This window comes from Cupriavidus sp. 21MJTG02-4, assembly GCF_057798975.1.
Map to the genome: position 1 here is coordinate 482,849 of NZ_JBYOJP010000002.1, position 14,952 is coordinate 497,800.

General features: G+C 65.6%; 15 protein-coding genes. 5 read left to right on the plus strand and 10 right to left on the minus strand.

The window, feature by feature from the left end; genetic code table 11:
• Positions 1-40 precede the first annotated feature (40 nt).
• Positions 41-2,881 (plus strand): EAL domain-containing protein, encoded by a 2,841-nt coding sequence (locus AC3FKH_RS05480; protein WP_488673587.1) that lies wholly within the window; start codon positions 41-43, stop codon positions 2,879-2,881.
• On the opposite strand, the gene AC3FKH_RS05485 is transcribed toward AC3FKH_RS05480, so the two are convergent.
• From AC3FKH_RS05485 to AC3FKH_RS05495, 3 genes are all read right to left on the minus strand, one after another.
• Positions 2,878-3,363: a DUF3318 domain-containing protein gene (locus AC3FKH_RS05485; protein ID WP_488673588.1), complete on the minus strand. Its 486-nt coding sequence runs from the start codon at positions 3,361-3,363 to the stop codon at positions 2,878-2,880. The genes AC3FKH_RS05480 and AC3FKH_RS05485 overlap by 4 nt on opposite strands.
• Positions 3,360-3,740 carry a phage holin family protein gene (locus AC3FKH_RS05490; protein WP_488673589.1) on the minus strand — a complete coding sequence of 127 codons (381 nt, stop codon included), beginning with the start codon at positions 3,738-3,740 and terminating at the stop codon, positions 3,360-3,362. The genes AC3FKH_RS05485 and AC3FKH_RS05490 overlap by 4 nt, the downstream gene beginning before the upstream one ends.
• A 171-nt stretch (positions 3,741-3,911) precedes the next feature.
• On the minus strand, positions 3,912-4,238 hold the full coding sequence (locus tag AC3FKH_RS05495; protein WP_488673856.1) for an ElaB/YgaM/YqjD family protein: 327 nt from the start codon (positions 4,236-4,238) through the stop codon (positions 3,912-3,914).
• Positions 4,239-4,472: 234 nt separating this feature from the next.
• Between AC3FKH_RS05495 and AC3FKH_RS05500 the strand changes: the two genes are divergently transcribed.
• Positions 4,473-5,111 (plus strand): peroxiredoxin, encoded by a 639-nt coding sequence (locus tag AC3FKH_RS05500; protein WP_488673590.1) that lies wholly within the window; start codon positions 4,473-4,475, stop codon positions 5,109-5,111.
• A 159-nt stretch (positions 5,112-5,270) separates the two neighbouring features.
• Here AC3FKH_RS05500 and AC3FKH_RS05505 read toward each other — a convergent pair whose 3' ends face one another.
• Entirely contained in the window at positions 5,271-6,464 is a 1,194-nt protein-coding gene (locus tag AC3FKH_RS05505) for an acyl-CoA dehydrogenase (RefSeq protein WP_488673591.1), read from the minus strand.
• A 219-nt stretch (positions 6,465-6,683) separates the two neighbouring features.
• On the opposite strand from AC3FKH_RS05505, the gene AC3FKH_RS05510 reads away from it, so the two are divergent.
• Entirely contained in the window at positions 6,684-7,496 is an 813-nt protein-coding gene (locus tag AC3FKH_RS05510) for an IclR family transcriptional regulator (RefSeq protein ID WP_488673593.1), read from the plus strand.
• 20 nt (positions 7,497-7,516) lie between these two features.
• On the opposite strand, the gene kynA is transcribed toward AC3FKH_RS05510, so the two are convergent.
• Genes kynA through kynB form a run of 3 tightly spaced genes read right to left on the minus strand, consistent with a single transcriptional unit; the run spans position 7,517 to position 10,365 of the window.
• Positions 7,517-8,401, minus strand: coding sequence for a tryptophan 2,3-dioxygenase (gene kynA / locus AC3FKH_RS05515; protein ID WP_488673594.1), 885 nt, complete (start codon positions 8,399-8,401; stop codon positions 7,517-7,519).
• Between the two features lie 14 nt (positions 8,402-8,415).
• Entirely contained in the window at positions 8,416-9,672 is a 1,257-nt protein-coding gene (gene kynU / locus AC3FKH_RS05520) for a kynureninase (RefSeq protein ID WP_488673597.1), read from the minus strand.
• A gap of 33 nt (positions 9,673-9,705) precedes the next feature.
• Positions 9,706-10,365, minus strand: a complete 660-nt coding sequence (gene kynB / locus AC3FKH_RS05525; protein WP_488673599.1) for an arylformamidase — start codon at positions 10,363-10,365, stop codon at positions 9,706-9,708.
• Between the two features lie 154 nt (positions 10,366-10,519).
• Between kynB and AC3FKH_RS05530 the strand changes: the two genes are divergently transcribed.
• Positions 10,520-11,008: an Lrp/AsnC family transcriptional regulator gene (locus AC3FKH_RS05530; RefSeq protein ID WP_483731465.1), complete on the plus strand. Its 489-nt coding sequence runs from the start codon at positions 10,520-10,522 to the stop codon at positions 11,006-11,008.
• Positions 11,009-11,038: 30 nt separating this feature from the next.
• Here the strand turns inward: AC3FKH_RS05530 and AC3FKH_RS05535 are convergent, their stop codons facing one another.
• Positions 11,039-11,599, minus strand: coding sequence for a flavin reductase family protein (locus AC3FKH_RS05535; RefSeq protein WP_488673858.1), 561 nt, complete (start codon positions 11,597-11,599; stop codon positions 11,039-11,041).
• A 330-nt stretch (positions 11,600-11,929) separates the two neighbouring features.
• Between AC3FKH_RS05535 and msrA the strand changes: the two genes are divergently transcribed.
• Positions 11,930-12,472: a peptide-methionine (S)-S-oxide reductase MsrA gene (gene msrA / locus AC3FKH_RS05540; RefSeq protein ID WP_488673600.1), complete on the plus strand. Its 543-nt coding sequence runs from the start codon at positions 11,930-11,932 to the stop codon at positions 12,470-12,472.
• Between the two features lie 18 nt (positions 12,473-12,490).
• On the opposite strand, the gene AC3FKH_RS05545 is transcribed toward msrA, so the two are convergent.
• Positions 12,491-13,549: a DUF72 domain-containing protein gene (locus tag AC3FKH_RS05545; protein ID WP_488673602.1), complete on the minus strand. Its 1,059-nt coding sequence runs from the start codon at positions 13,547-13,549 to the stop codon at positions 12,491-12,493.
• Complete coding sequence (locus tag AC3FKH_RS05550; protein WP_488673604.1) at positions 13,546-14,781, minus strand: class I SAM-dependent methyltransferase; 1,236 nt, start codon at positions 14,779-14,781, stop codon at positions 13,546-13,548. Before AC3FKH_RS05550 ends, AC3FKH_RS05545 begins: the two co-directional genes overlap by 4 nt.
• Between the last annotated feature and the right edge of the window lie 171 nt (positions 14,782-14,952).

A 14,952-nucleotide genomic window follows, 5' to 3' on the forward strand; every position in this document is an offset into this window, starting at 1 on the left:
GCGCCGCCACGCCGGCAGCGCTCCAACCGTCGGAAGTCCTATGCGGCAAGCAGGCAGGTCTTTGCCGGGCGATGTGCATGCATTGCGCGTTATCTGGCCGTTCGTTCCCGTGGTCGTTGCACTGGCGCTGTTCACCATCGCCAGCGTCGACGTCCTGTCGGCCGTGCGTGCGTTTGTCGCGGGCGAGAGCGAATGGTCCAAGGGTCAGAAAAACGCAGTCATGCACCTGCTGCGTTATGGCGAAGACCGCAACGATGCCGATTTCCTGGCCTACCTGTCGGATATTGCGGTGCCCATGGGCGACCACCGGGCCCGTATCGAGCTCGACCGCGAGACGCCGGATGACGAGCGCGCGCGGGCGGGCTTCCTCGCCGGCGCTATCCATCCCGATGACATCGCGGGGATCATCCGTCTCTACCGCAACTTTCGCCACGTCGAAGAGGTCGATGCCGCGATCCGGATCTGGGCGGAGGGGGATCGCGAGATCGCCGCGCTCCATGAGCAGGCGATGGTGCTGCGGCAACTGGCCACCCAACCGGGCTGCGGCGTGGCGTGTACCGAACCGGTGCTGCAGGGCATCCGCGCCATCGATGCGCGGCTGACGCCGCTGGAGTCCGCGTTCTCGCACCAGTTGGGCAAGGCATCGCGACGCGTCACGCAAGCACTCAGCGTCGGGGCCATCGTGGTGGCGGTCGCGTTGCTGCTTTCCGCCATCCTGCTGTCGCACCGGCGGCTGCGCCGCGAACGCCGCCTGCGCGAGGCGCTGGCCGGGAGCGAGGAGCGCCTGCAGCTGGCCGTGGGCGGCAGCAACGACGGCCTGTGGGACTGGGATGTGCACAGCGGCCGGCTGTATTTCTCGCCGCGCTGCGCGCAGATGCTCGGCTTCGCGCCGGACGCGTTGCCGCAGGCGCGCGAGACGCTGCTCGGCCTGCTCCATCCGGCTGACGTGAATGTGCTCGACGACAAGCTCTCGGCACATCTGCGCCGTAGCGAACCTTACGATGTCGAGTTCCGCCTGCGTACGCGCGGCGATGGCTACCTGTGGGTGCGCGCGCGCGGGCGGCTGGTCCGTGGCGATAACGGGCGGGTCAGGCGCATGGCCGGTTCGCTCACCGACATCTCGGAGCAAAAGCGCTACGAGGCCCAGCTGTTCGCCGAAAAGGAGCGTGCCCAGGTCACGCTGCAGGCGATCGGCGATGCCGTGGTCACCACCGACGTCTGGGGCCGCATCGAGTCGCTGAATCCCGCGGCCGAAGCCCTGACCGGCTGGAGCGAGGCCGAGGCCTGCGGACGCCCGCTGGAACAGGTATGCGCCTTGTGCGAGGAGGGAAGCCAGGCACCGCTGCGCAAGCTGGTCGCGCTGGCGCTGCAGCAGCGCTGGCCCGGCGTGACGGCGTTGCTGACGGGCCGTGGCGGGCGCACGGTGGCCGTCAAGCCGTCGGTGGCGCTGATCCGCGACCGCGCGGCGCAGGCGAGCGGTGTCGTGGTGGTTCTGCATGACGTCAGCCAGGAGCGCGAGCATGCCGCCCGGCTGGCCCATGAGGCCAGCCATGACGCGCTGACCGGGCTGGTCAACCGGACCGAGTTCGAGCGCCGGCTGACCGCAGCCATCGCGCGATTGCGGGATGCCGGCGGCACGCACGTGCTGATGTACCTCGACCTGGACCAGTTCAAAGTCGTCAACGACACCTGCGGACATGCCGCGGGCGACGAACTGATCCGGCAGATCGCCGCGATCATGCGCGGCCAGTTGCACCAGGGCGATACGCTCGCGCGCCTGGGTGGCGACGAGTTCGGCATCCTGCTGGAGCATTGCGTGGGATCCGATGGCGAGCAGCAGGCCGAGGCCTTGCGGCGCGCCGTGGCGGGGTTCCGCTTCACGTATCGCCAGCGCACGTTTGCCGTCGGGGCCAGCATCGGGCTGGTGGCGCTGGACGCCGGCACTGCGGGCGTGACGGAGGCGCTCAGCGCCGCCGATGCCGCGTGCTATGTGGCCAAGGAAAATGGCCGCAACCGCGTCCAGGTCTACCATCCGAACGACAGCGTGGTACAGGCGCGGCATGGCGAGATGGAATGGGTCAGCCGGGTGCATGCGGCGCTGGCGACGGGCCGGTTCTGCCTCTACGCGCAGGAAATCATGCCGCTGCGTGGCGAGCTGCGTGGCGGGCGCCATATCGAGCTGCTGCTGCGCATGGTGGACGAGCGCAACCAGCTGGTGCCGCCGATGGCATTCGTGCCGGCTTGCGAGCGCTACAACCTCATGCCGATGATCGACCGCTGGGTGGTGGAAACCGCGTTTGCCGCGCTGGCGCGCCGGCGGGCGGAACATGGCGAGTCCATTGCGCTGTGCGCGATCAACCTGTCCGCGTCGTCACTGGCCGATGTCCGGTTCCCGGACTTTGTCCGCGAACAGGCGCAACGTGCCGGTATTGCACTGAGCGGGATCTGCTTCGAGATCACCGAGACCGCGGCGATTGCCAACCTGACGCAGGCCACGGCGTTTATCGAGCAGATGCAGCGACTGGGGTGCGCATTTGCGCTGGACGACTTTGGCGCGGGGATGGCGTCATTCCCCTACCTGAGGCACTTGCCGGCAACGTATCTGAAGATCGATGGCAGCTTCGTGCGCGATATGCTCGAAGATCCCGTCAAGCAGGTGATGGTGGAAGTCATCCAGCGCATCGGCCAGGCCACGGGCAAGAAGACGATCGCGGAATATGTGGAGAACGAAGCCATCCTTGCGCGGCTGCGCGAGCTTGGCGTGGATTTCGCGCAAGGATTTCACATTGCGATGCCCAAGCCATTCGCTTCAGGATCGCGGCAGGGCGGTGCGATGATGATCGGCCAGGGCCAAGGCCAGGCGGCCCTGATGCCCGGCTAACGCACGAGCGGGTCGCGGAAGCCGGTGTCCTGCGGCCCCTGGGCGCCGCCGGTGTCAGGCGGGGCCACTGCCTGGCTCTTGGCCTGGCGCCATGTCTTGTAGCCCCAGTAGGCAGCGCCGGCGATGACGCCAAGCTTGGACGCCTTCCATGTCCAGCGCAGCAGTGGCGTGCGTCGCAGCAGGGGCAGGGCAAGCGTGGCGGCCGTGCTGAGCAGCGGATAGTCCTGAGCCAGGCCCAGCACCTTCACCCACGAATGGGGACGGACCGCCCGCGGCAGCCAGTTGGCGAAGCTGCCCAGGCGCCGGGCGCCGCCTTTGACCTCGTGCAGGGCCTTCAGCAAGTCATGGCGCTCGAGTTCGGCGCGGGTCAGCAGCAGTTCCTTGCGGACCTCGAGCGGCAGGCGTATTTCACGCGCGTAGCGCACGGGGCGTGGATGTTCGCGGCGGGAAGCCTTGCCGGCGTCGGATTCCGGAGTAGTCATCGGCGCAGGGTCTCCCGGTCTTTGTCGATTTCCGCCAGCGTGGCCTCGAACATGGGCGGGGCACTGCGCACAAGGTGGCGGGCGGTGGCCAGGCACCCGGCGGACAGTACCAGGTAGGTGACCACCAGCGCGACGAGGGCCTGCCAGCGGTAGGTGTCCCAGAACAGGATGGCGATCAGGGCGGTGAAGGTCACCAGCGCAATCCCGAAGAAGACAAGGCCGAAGCAGGCCAGGAGGCCGACCTTCATCAGCCGCGAGCGTTCCTCGGCAAATTCGACACTGGCCAGTTCCAGGCGCGTCTGGACCATCGCAACCAGCGAACCGAACAGGTTGCGCACGGACTCCAGCAACTTGGGTGAGGGAGGAGATTCGCTCATGCAACTCCGGCGAGGAAGCGGCGCGGCGGCACTGGACCGGCCGCGCCTTTCAGCGTGCAAAGCCCGGTAGGCACGATCCATCGTGCCCGCGCCGGGCCAACGGCATGTCCGTGCGCGATGACGGGCAATGCCAGCGTTGTCGCGGCGCAGGGCGCCGCGACCGGGGCAGTCTTACTTGCGGTTAAGCAGCAGACCGATCAGCAGGCCGACGCCGGCGGCTGCGCCAACGGCGCGCCACGGATGGTCGTGCACGTAGTCATCGGTAGCGCGTGCGGCGGCCTTGCTCTTGGTGACCACGGCGTCTTGCAGGTCCTGGGCTTTTTCCTTGGCTTGCTTCAGCAGGCCCATGCCACGCTCGCGCAGTTCGGCAGCCTTTTCGCCGGTGGTCGACGCCGCTTGCTTCAGCAGTTCTTCGGCGTCGGACAGAACGGTCTTGACATCGCTCATCAGTTTCTCCTGTTTGCGGGCGGTTGGTTCGGTTTGTGCGTTTTCTGACATTTTGCCTTCTTGCGAGAGTAACGGCACGCGTTGTCTGTTACTTAGCATATGTGGCGGGTACCTGTGGTTTCAAGACCACGACGGCTATAAGGGCAAAATCGCGTCATATTTGCAGCGCCCGCCCTCGGCGCCGCGCTATATGACTTGGAGTGATTTTGTAGTGACTTTATATTCGTTTGGGTTCGATCGCAATGCGGATACTCTGGTTCCACGCTTTTTTTCAGGAGACAAAGCATGGCATTGCGCCTGGGCGATCTCGCCCCCGACTTCGAGCAGGATTCCAGTGAAGGCCGCATCCGTTTCCATGACTGGCTCGGCGAAAGCTGGGGGGTGCTGTTCTCGCATCCGGCGGACTACACGCCGGTGTGCACCACGGAACTGGGCCTGACCGCAAAGCTCCGGGACGAATTCGCGCGCCGCGGCGTGAAGGCCATTGCACTGTCGGTGGACGGTGTCGAGTCGCATAAAGGATGGATTCAGGACATCAACGAGACGCAATCCACCACGGTCAACTTCCCGATCCTGGCCGATGGCGACCGCAAGGTGTCCCAGCTTTACGACATGATCCACCCGAATGCGAACGAGACCCTGACGGTGCGCTCGCTGTTCATCATCGACCCGAAAAAGAAGGTCCGCCTGATCATCACGTATCCGGCGAGCACGGGGCGCAATTTCAACGAGATCCTGCGCGTCATCGATTCGCTGCAGCTCACGGACAACCATAGCGTGGCCACGCCGGGCAACTGGCAGGACGGCGATGATGTCGTGATCGTCCCATCGCTGAAGGACGAGGCGGTGATCCGCGAGAAATTCCCGAAAGGCTACAAGGCCGTGCGGCCCTATCTGCGGCTCACGCCGCAACCGAACAAATGAACGCGGCCCCGCTTGAGGCGGGGCCGGGGTTCAGGACAGGTGTTTTATCGACGGGGGCAGCCTCGTCGTCTCCTTGGTAGTGTGTTTCGCCCGGCCTCGCAGCCGGGCTTTTTTATCTCGGAGCGCCTGTCCGCAAACATCCGCAAACGTCGGCTTCGATCAGAAGAAGGCCTGCAGGCCGGTCTGGGCGCGACCCAGGATCAGCGCGTGGATGTCGTGCGTGCCTTCGTAGGTGTTGACCACTTCCAGGTTCACCACATGGCGGATCACGCCGAATTCGTCCGAGATACCGTTGCCGCCGAGCATGTCGCGCGCCACGCGGGCGATATCGAGCGACTTGCCGCACGAATTGCGCTTCATGATCGAGGTGATCTCCACCGCCGCGGTGCCTTCGTCCTTCATGCGGCCCAGGCGCAGGCAGCCTTGCAGGCCCAGCGTGATCTCGGTCTGCATGTCGGCCAGCTTCTTCTGGACCAGCTGCGTCTGGGCCAGCGGGCGGCCGAACTGCTTGCGGTCCAGCGTGTACTGGCGAGCGGTATGCCAGCAGAATTCGGCGGCACCGAGCGCGCCCCAGGCGATGCCGTAGCGTGCCGAGTTCAGGCAGGTGAACGGACCCTTCAGGCCCTTCACGCCCGGCATGAGGTTCTCTTCCGGCACGAACACCTGATCGAGCACGATTTCGCCGGTGATCGAGGTGCGCAGGCCGACCTTGCCGTGGATGGCCGGGGCGCTCAGGCCCTTCCAGCCCTTTTCCAGGATGAAGCCGCGGATGTCTTCCTTGCCGTCTTCGCCCGCCAGCTTGGCCCATACCACGAACACATCGGCGATCGGCGAGTTGGTGATCCACATCTTGGCGCCGCTCAGCTCATAGCCGCCGTCGACCTTCTTGGCGCGGGTGACCATGGAGCCCGGGTCGGAGCCGTGGTTCGGCTCGGTCAGGCCGAAGCAGCCGATCCATTCGCCGGTGGCCAGCTTGGGCAGGTACTTCTGCTTTTGCGCTTCGCTGCCGAATTCATGGATCGGCACCATCACCAGCGACGACTGCACGCTCATCATCGAGCGGTAGCCCGAATCCACGCGCTCGACTTCGCGCGCGACCAGGCCGTAGCTGACGTAGTTCAGGCCCGGGCCGCCGTATTGCTCGGGGATGGTCGGGCCGAGCAGGCCCAGTTCGCCCATCTCGCGGAAGATTTCCACGTCGGTTTTTTCATTGCGGAAAGACTGCAGGACGCGCGGCATCAGCTTGTCCTGGCAATACGACGCCGCGGCGTCGCGGATCATGCGCTCGTCGGCAGTCAGTTGCTGGTCCAGCAGCAGGGGATCGGCCCAGTGGAATTCGGCGTTGGCAGCCATGCAGGTCTCCTTCGGTAGAGCGGGGGCACCGCTGCCAGGCGCTGTGTGGCGCGCCCGTCCCAGCGGTAATCCAGGGAATCGGTGGAATTTTTAGGTTCCGCATTGCGGAACTGTGTTCCGTTGAATTAGTATATCGCAATGCGTTCGCCATGCAAGCGGTAGGAGCACCAGCGTGTTCGATTGTCGCGCGTGGCGCCGGACCTCCAACAGGAGCCAGCCTTGAGCAGCCTTTCTCCCGACATCCCGCCCGCTGTGTCCGCCCCGGCGGCGCGCGACAGCGATCCCAATTTCGTCACCGCGCTGGCGCGCGGCCTGGAACTGCTGCGCTGCTTTCGCACCGGCGAAGCCATGCTGGGCAACCAGGATTTCGTGCGCCGCACCGGCTTTCCCAAGGCTACGGTGAGCCGGCTGGCCGGTACGCTGGTCCAGCTTGGCTACCTGCGCTATGACGAAAGCCTGGGCAAGTACGCGCTCGATGCGGGCGTGCTGGCGCTGGGCTATGCCTACCTGTCGGCGTCGGACGTGGTGATGCTGGCGCGTCCGCACATGCTGGCGTTCGCGCAGTCGTATGGGGTCTCGGTGTCGCTCGGCAAGCGCGAGCGCATGGAGGTGATCTACCTCGAGTCGATCCGCAATGATGCGGGCGTGATGCTCGGGCTCGGCGTGGGGTCGCGGCTCTCGCTGGTCTCCAGCTCGATGGGACGCGCGTATCTGTCGGCGCTGCCGACGGCCCGGCGCGAACGCGTGCTGGCGGAATTCAGCCAGGCCTTTCCCGAGCAGTGGAAGCAGCAGGAAACGCCGACGCGCGTGGCGCTGGAAGAAGCGGAGCGCCGCGGCTACTCGTCATCGTTCCGCGACTGGCATCCGGCCATCCATGCCTGTGCGGTGGCCTTCCGGCCGGTGGGGGAGAAGGAGCTGCATATGCTGAGCTGCAGCGCGTCCTACGGGACTGTGGAGGAGTCTGTGTTCCACCAGACCCTGGCGCCCGCACTGAAGGCGCTGGCCGCGCGGCTGTCGGATCCGGCCGGCTGAAGCGGGGTCCGCGGATCGCTTCAGAGGTCCGTGCGCAGCTTCCACAGTTCCGGGAACAGCACCACGTCGAGCATCTTGCGCAGGTAGCTCACGCCCTCGGTGCCGCCCGTGCCGCGCTTGAAGCCGATCACGCGCTCGACCGTGGTCACATGGCGGAAGCGCCATTGGCGGAACGAGTCCTCAAGGTCGACAAATTTCTCGCCGAGTTCGTACAGTTCCCAGTGCGCGTTCGGATTGCGGTAGACCTCGAGCCACGCCGCCTCGACCGAAGCGTTGTAGGCAGTCGGCTGGCTCCAGTCGCGCTCGACGCAGTCGGCGTCGATGGCAAAGCCGCGACGTGCCATCAGGCGGATCGCTTCGTCGTACAGCGAGGGCGTCTTCAGCGCCGTCTCCACCAACGCCAGGTGTTCGGCACGGTGCGCATGCGGACGCAGCATGGCCGCGTTCTTGTTGCCCAGGATGAATTCGATCTCGCGATACTGATACGACTGGAACCCCGACGACATGCCCAGGTAGGGCCGCATCGCCGAGTACTCTGGCGGCGTCATGGTGGCCAGCACGTTCCACGCCTGCACCAGCTGGTCCATGATGCGGGACACGCGCGTCAGCATCTTGAAGGCCGGCGGCAGGGTGTCTTCCCGCACCGAGGCACGCGCCGCGCGCAGCTCATGCAGCATCAGCTTCATCCACAACTCGGTGGTCTGGTGCTGCACGATGAAGAGCATCTCGTTGTGATCCGGCGAGAGCGGATGCTGCGCGCTCAGGATCTGGTCCAGGCCGAGATAGTCGCCGTAGCTCATGTCCTTGGCGAAGTCCATCTGCGCGCCATGCCATCGGTCGCCTTGCTTGTCCTGGGCGCCCCGCCCTGCGGTGCCCGACATCGGGCATCCCTTGAATTCGCTCATGGTTGGCTCCGCTTTCAGGTCACCGCGCCGCGCGCATGGAAGCGCGCATCGCGGTAGGTTTCGGTATCGAGGACGTCGCGCAGCGTTTCCACCGCGTCCCACACCTCGGTAAAGCTCGTGTACAGCGGCGTGAAGCCGAAGCGGATGATGCGCGGCTCGCGGTAGTCGCCGATCACGCCGCGCTCGATCAGCGCCTGCATCACGGCATAGCCTTCCGGATGTTCGAAGCTGACCTGGCTGCCGCGGCGCGCATGCTCGCGCGGCGTGACCAGCGTCAGCGGATGGTGGCGGCAGCGCGCTTCCACCAGTGCGATAAACAGGTCGGTCAGCTGCAGCGACTTGGTACGCAGGGCGGACATATCGGTCTGCGCGAAGATGTGCAGGCCGCATTCGACCATGGCCATCGACGTGATCGGCTGCGTGCCGCACAGGAAGCGGCGCACGCCGTCGACCGGGCGGTATTGGGGATCCATCGCGAACGGCGCGGCATGGCCCCACCAGCCCGACAGCGGCTGCCAGAACGCATCGCGCAGCGCGGGTGCGACCCAGACGAAGGCCGGCGAGCCCGGGCCGCCGTTGAGGTACTTGTAGGTGCAGCCGATCGCGTAGTCGGCCTTCGACGCGTTCAGCGCCACCGGCACGGCGCCGGCCGAATGGCACAGGTCCCACACCGTCAGCGCGCCGCGCGCATGGGCCAGCTCGGTGAGGGCGGCCATGTCGAGCATCTCGCCGGTCTTGTAGTTGACGTGCGTGAGCATCAGCACGGCGGTGTCGGCGCCGACGGCCGCTTCGATCTCGGCCGGTGAATTCACCAGGCGCAGCGAATAGCCGTCCTGCAGCAGGTCGGCCAGGCCCTGGGCGATGTACAGGTCGGTCGGGAAATTGCTGGCTTCGGACACGATCACCTTGCGCGACGGATCGCGCGCGGCCTGCACGCGCAGCGCTGCGGCCAGCACCTTGAACAGGTTGATCGAGGTGGTGTCGGTGACGACCACTTCGTTCTCGCCGGCGCCGACCAGCGGCGCCACCATATTGCCCAGCCGCTGCGGCAGCTCGAACCATCCGGCGGTGTTCCAGCTGCGGATCAGGCCGGTGCCCCATTCCTCGCTGACGACTTCGGCGGCGCGCGCGGCGGCGGCACGCGGCCGTGCGCCCAGCGAATTGCCATCGAGATAGATCACGCCATCAGGCAGCGCGAACTGGTCGCGCAAGGCGCGCAGGGGGTCTTGCTGGTCGAGCAACAGGCATTGCTCGCGGGGGAGTGCGGTCATGTCGGAGTGGGGCAAGGGATTGCGGGAAGGTGTTTAGTCAAGGCTGCGCAGCACGGCGCGCACCGGGCTGGCATCGAGCCCGGCAAAGCGCAACGGCAGCGCGATCAGTTCGTAGTCGCCTTCGGCGACGGCATCGAGCACCAGCCCTTCCAGGATGGCCAGACCGTGGCGGCGCACGGCATGGTGCGCGTCCATGGTCTTGGATTCCTGCGGGTCCAGCGACGGCGTGTCGATGCCGATCAGCTGCACGCCGTGCGCGGCAAGTACTGCGATGGTTTCCGGCGCGACGGCACAGAAGCCGGCGTCCCACTGTTCAAGCGGCGCGCGCGCGTAGGTGCGCAGCAGTACGCGTGGCGGCAGGGCGTCCAGCGCGTGCTCCACGTGGTGCGGCGCGACCACCGGCGTGGCGCCCACGCAATGAATCACGCGGCAGCGCCCGAGGTAGGGCTCCAGCCCAACGGCGCCGATCGGCGCGCCCTCAGCGGCGTAGTGCAGCGGCGCATCCGCATGCGCGCCGGTGTGCGGAGACAACGTGATGCGGCCCACGTTCACGGGGCAGTGTTCATCCATCTGCCAGGCGGCTTCCTGCTGGAACGGCGTGTCGCCCGGCCAGACAGGCGTGGCGGGTGAAAGCGGTGGGCTGATGTCCCACAGCTTGCGGCTGTCGGCGGGCGGGAAGGGGCGGTTGGTCATGTCTGCACGGCTGCCGCAGCGCGGTGCCTGTGTCGTCGTCGATGACGGCATGATAGTCAAAAAAACCGGCAAGAGGCTTGCGAAATCCACCGCAGAATCCGCGTGATTTCGCATAAAATTCGATTTGTTTGTGAATTAACGCTGAAATATTCGAATGAACCTCGATCCCATCGATCTGCGCATTCTCGAGTGCCTTCAGGAGCACGGCCGCATCAGCAACCAGGACCTGGCCGACCGCGTGGCGCTATCGCCGTCGGCGTGCCTGCGGCGCGTGCGGCTGCTGGAAGAGTCAGGGGTGATCGGCGGCTACCGAGCCTGGTTCGATGCCGAGCGGCTGGGACTGGAACTGGAAGCGATCGTGCAGGTCTCGATGCGGCACGACGTGGAAGGCTGGCATGACACCTTCATCGCGGCCGTGCAGGCGTGGCCCGAGGTGCTGTCGGCCTATATCATCACTGGCGACAGCAACTACATCCTGCGCGTGCAGGCGCGCAACCTGAAGCACTACTCGGATTTCATCGTGAACCGGCTGTACCGCACGCCCGGTGTGATGGATATCCGCTCCAACATCGTGCTGCAGCGGATCAAGACCGACAGTTCGCCGCTGGCCGTGCTGAAGTCCGCGGATCCTGCGGGAACCTGAGCGGGCAGCGCCAGGGCGGCGCCGCTGCCGTCAGTCTTCGAGTGGCGATGTGGTCGAAAAGGCGCCGTTCTGGAACACCAGCGGCGGTTCGTGGCTGTCGAGCACGCCGCAGCGCTCGACTTCGCCGACGAAGATGATGTGGTCGCCTTCGTCATAGCGGCTGCGATTGTGGCATTCGAACCAGGCGAGGGCATTGCCCAGGATCGGCAGGCCATTCTCCGACAGCCGGTAATCGACGCCCGCGAAGCGGTCGCCCTTGAGCGTGGAAAAGCGCTTGCACAGGTCGAGCTGCGAGGCCGACAGCACGTTGACGATGTAGTGCGAGCCGTCGCGGAACATCGGCAGGCTGTTGGCGCGCGTGGCCATGCTCCACAGCACCAGCGGTGGATCCATCGACACGGAATTGAACGAACTGGCCGTGATGCCGATGAACGGCGGCGCCCCGGCGGCCACGGATGCGGCGCTTGCGCGCGTCGTGATGACTGTCACGCCGGTCGCGAACTGCGACAGCGTGCGGCGGAAATGCATCGAATCGAAATCCGGCGATGCGGCCTGGCCGGTCTCCCGCGGCGGGGCTTCAGGCATGCCCATCGCAAGGGCTCCACTGGCGGTCATGATGATTCATAGTTGGGGGTCGCGGCGACAGGGACAAGATCCGCCCGGCTGTGCGCTGGCGTCGGTGTGGCAGGCAACGTTGGCGGCAAGGAATTTCGGGTCTACGCCTCGATGTCGCGCTGCGCAACGATGTGCCCTATCGTCGGCAGATTCTTGAGAATTGTAACGGGTTTGACCACGCACTGCGTCGCGCGGGCCGCAATACCGTGCGCCCGCTGCGGATTCGCCGCAGGCAGATTGCCTTATCTGCGCTTATGCTTAAGACCGTCAGGTCGACAAAACGCATGGATCCCGGGGGGGGCGAACATGGAACACGAACTGGAGACGGCGACGCTGGGTGGGGGGTGTTTCTGGTGCCTTGAGGCGGTGTACCAGCTAGTGAACGGCGTGCGCGCCGTGGAGTCCGGCTATACCGGCGGGCATGTCAGCCATCCGACCTATCAGCAGGTCAGCGAGGGCGATACCGGGCATGCGGAAGTCGTTCGGGTGACCTTCGACCCGGCCGTCATCAACTTCCGCGAGATCATCGAGATCTTCTTCGCGATCCACGATCCGACCACCATCAACCGGCAGGGCAACGACGTGGGGCCGCAGTACCGGTCGGTGATCTTTACGCACTCCGAGGCGCAGCGTGCCGTGGCCGAGTACGTCATGCGGGAACTGGTCGCCAACAAGACCTTCGACGCGCCCATCGTGACGCAGATCGAGCCGGAGCAGCCTTACTGGCGTGCCGAAGCCAGCCACCAGAACTATTTCCAGGACCATCCGAGCCAGGGGTACTGCGCCTTTGTCATCTCGCCGAAGCTGGCGAAGTTCCGCGAGCGCTTCGCGGGCAAGCTGCGCCGCTAGCGTTAGCGGCCGCAGCGTTCACAGGCGCTCGGCGATCGCTTCGGCCAGCCGCACGCATGTCAGCGGCGCCGAGCCCTCCGCCTTGTTGCTGATGATGACGGTCGCGCTCTGGCCGGCGCGCAGCGTCCGCACGACCAGGTCGGCGATGGCCTCGCGCGTTTCGGGGTCTTCATCCACCAGGCGATTGAACGGCGAATAGATCGATTCAGCCACTTCGTACGGGCGGCCGGCATGCAGCATCCAGCGCAGCACAAGCGGGCCGGGCGAGTCGGCATCCATCAAGGCTTGCGCCGAGGCCTGGCGATGCACCGGCGGCAGCCGGTCGCGTGCCGACAGGCAAAAACGCACGCCGTGCCCGCGCAGCAGCTTGATGTAGCGTGGCGTCAGCAGGACGGGGTCGCGCATCTCCACCGCATAGCAGACATGCGGCGTGATGGAGGGATCCAGCCGCGGCAACGCGCCAAGGAAGCTGTCGAGCCGTTCGAGGAACGCCGCGCCGTCATTGGTCAGGCTGCCCAGCGGCGAAAGCTGGAACAACAGCGGGCCGCACTTGGCACCTAATCCGGTGGTGGCTGGCGTGATGAAGTCACGGATGGCGATTTCGGCGTCCAGGAAGGCGGCATTGGCCAGCCGGCCGACACCGTCCGACCCGCGCAGCCACGCATCGCACACGCTGGCGGGCGCCTTCACCAGGAAGCGAAAGGACTCGGGAACCTGCGCGGCGTAGGACAGGTAGTCCGCCAGCGGGATCGGGCCGTAGAAGCCGCGGTCGATGCCGGCTGCGCGCAGCAGCGGATGTTTCGAGTACGCGGCCAGGCCCTTGCGCGAGAGCAGGCTGTCGCTGTACTCGCCGTCATAGACCAGCCCGTTCCAGCCGTTGTAGGACCACGACGAGGTGCCGAGATAGAGATTGGACGGCAGCTGTTTTCCGAGCGCATCGAGTGCGGGATCGGGCCGTGCCGGCAGGACGGATTTGCCGCGGGAGGGGTTGTTTGCGGTGTTCGCGGCACCGCCATCGGCGGCGCGCGGGGGCGGCGAAACTGGCGGAAGCAGCTCGCCGAACAGATCTTCAGTCAATCGTTCAGGCCAATCGGATGGTCATAGATATAGCGGCGCGACCACGGTATCGCGGACGATGCCTCGCCCGCCTTGTGGCACACGACCTGGTAGATCGACATCTGGTCCGCATCGAAGGCGTGCGCGCAGCCAGCCAGGTAGACGCGCCAGATACGGTACTTTTTCTCGCCCACCATGTCGCGGATGGCGCCGGAATGGGCTTCGAAGTTCTCGGCCCAGTGCCGCAGCGTCTGCGCATAATGGCGGCGCAGCAGCTCCACGTCAAATGCTTCGAGGCCGCCTTCCTGCATGGTCTTCAGCACCAGCCCGATATGCGGCAGCTCTCCCTGCGGAAATACGTAGCGGTCCATGAACTCGGAGCCGTCCATCGGTGCATCGCTGGGGTCGGGCACCGTGATGCCGTGGTTCATGGCGACGCCGTGGTCGGCCAGCAACTCGCGCATGCGACCGAAATAAGCGGGCAGGTTCTTCTTGCCCACGTGCTCGAACATGCCGACGCTGGTGATGCGATCGAACCTGCCCGTGATATCCCGATAGTCCTGCAGGCGGATCTCGATCCTGTCGGACAGGCCTGCCGCCTTGACACGCGCGGTAGCCAGGTCGAACTGGTTCTGCGACAGCGTGATGCCGACGCATTGCGCGCCGAATTTCTGCGCGGCGCGCAGCACGAGCGCACCCCAGCCGCAGCCGATATCCAGCAGCGTCTGCCCCGGTTGCAAGCGGATCTTGGTCAGGATGTGATCGATCTTCTTGCGCTGCGCCGTGGCAAGATCTTCATTGCCGTGTTCAAAGTACGCACAGGAATAGACCATGTTCGGGTCCAGCCACTGGCTGTAGAACTCGTTGGACACGTCGTAGTGGTACTGGATCGCGTTCTTGTCTTCCTGCTTGGTGTGCGTGAAATGATGCGCCACCTTGGCCAGCGCGCCGCCGGCGCGCCGCTTGGCCGCCGCCGAGAAGCGGTAGCCGACGTCGATGATGTCGGTGAGCTTGCCGTCCAGGTCGATCTTCCCCTGGACATAGGCTTCGCCCAGGTTGTCCAGGCTGGGTGTGAGCAGCAGGGGCAGGGCACCTGCCTCGCGCACCGTCAGCGTCACGTCGGGCTTGTCGTAGCGGCCCAGCGGATATTCGCTGCCATTCCACAGGCGTAGCTTGACAGGCAGGTTGGCGTGCTCGCGCAGATCGGCAATCCAGCTGTCCAGTTGCTTGTCTAGGGCTTGCTTGAAGAACATGCGCGTTACCTCCTGTCGTTGCGGCACACTTTGCGGAACGAAAGGCGCAGGGCGATAACAAGCAGGTAGTCTTTGCCCGGCGCTGCCTGGTCGCGGTAACGGGCGTGTTCAAGGCTGCCGCGTGAGCATGGCGCTACGCGGTGCCTGACACATTCCCAAAGCGACGCTTAT

Bases quoted from the DNA above. Each gene is read 5' to 3' on its own strand.
- AC3FKH_RS05500 (WP_488673590.1), top strand. From the start codon at position 4,473: ATGGCATTGCGCCTGGGCGATCTCGCCCCCGACTTCGAGCAGGATTCC.
- AC3FKH_RS05550 (WP_488673604.1), bottom strand. From the start codon at position 14,781: ATGTTCTTCAAGCAAGCCCTAGACAAGCAACTGGACAGCTGGATTGCC.
- AC3FKH_RS05485 (WP_488673588.1), bottom strand. From the start codon at position 3,363: ATGACTACTCCGGAATCCGACGCCGGCAAGGCTTCCCGCCGCGAACAT.
- AC3FKH_RS05480 (WP_488673587.1), top strand. From the start codon at position 41: ATGCGGCAAGCAGGCAGGTCTTTGCCGGGCGATGTGCATGCATTGCGC.
- msrA (WP_488673600.1), top strand. From the start codon at position 11,930: ATGGAACACGAACTGGAGACGGCGACGCTGGGTGGGGGGTGTTTCTGG.
- AC3FKH_RS05490 (WP_488673589.1), bottom strand. From the start codon at position 3,740: ATGAGCGAATCTCCTCCCTCACCCAAGTTGCTGGAGTCCGTGCGCAAC.
- kynB (WP_488673599.1), bottom strand. From the start codon at position 10,365: ATGACCAACCGCCCCTTCCCGCCCGCCGACAGCCGCAAGCTGTGGGAC.
- kynA (WP_488673594.1), bottom strand. From the start codon at position 8,401: ATGAGCGAATTCAAGGGATGCCCGATGTCGGGCACCGCAGGGCGGGGC.
- AC3FKH_RS05535 (WP_488673858.1), bottom strand. From the start codon at position 11,599: ATGGGCATGCCTGAAGCCCCGCCGCGGGAGACCGGCCAGGCCGCATCG.
- kynU (WP_488673597.1), bottom strand. From the start codon at position 9,672: ATGACCGCACTCCCCCGCGAGCAATGCCTGTTGCTCGACCAGCAAGAC.
- AC3FKH_RS05495 (WP_488673856.1), bottom strand. From the start codon at position 4,238: ATGTCAGAAAACGCACAAACCGAACCAACCGCCCGCAAACAGGAGAAA.
- AC3FKH_RS05505 (WP_488673591.1), bottom strand. From the start codon at position 6,464: ATGGCTGCCAACGCCGAATTCCACTGGGCCGATCCCCTGCTGCTGGAC.
- AC3FKH_RS05530 (WP_483731465.1), top strand. From the start codon at position 10,520: ATGAACCTCGATCCCATCGATCTGCGCATTCTCGAGTGCCTTCAGGAG.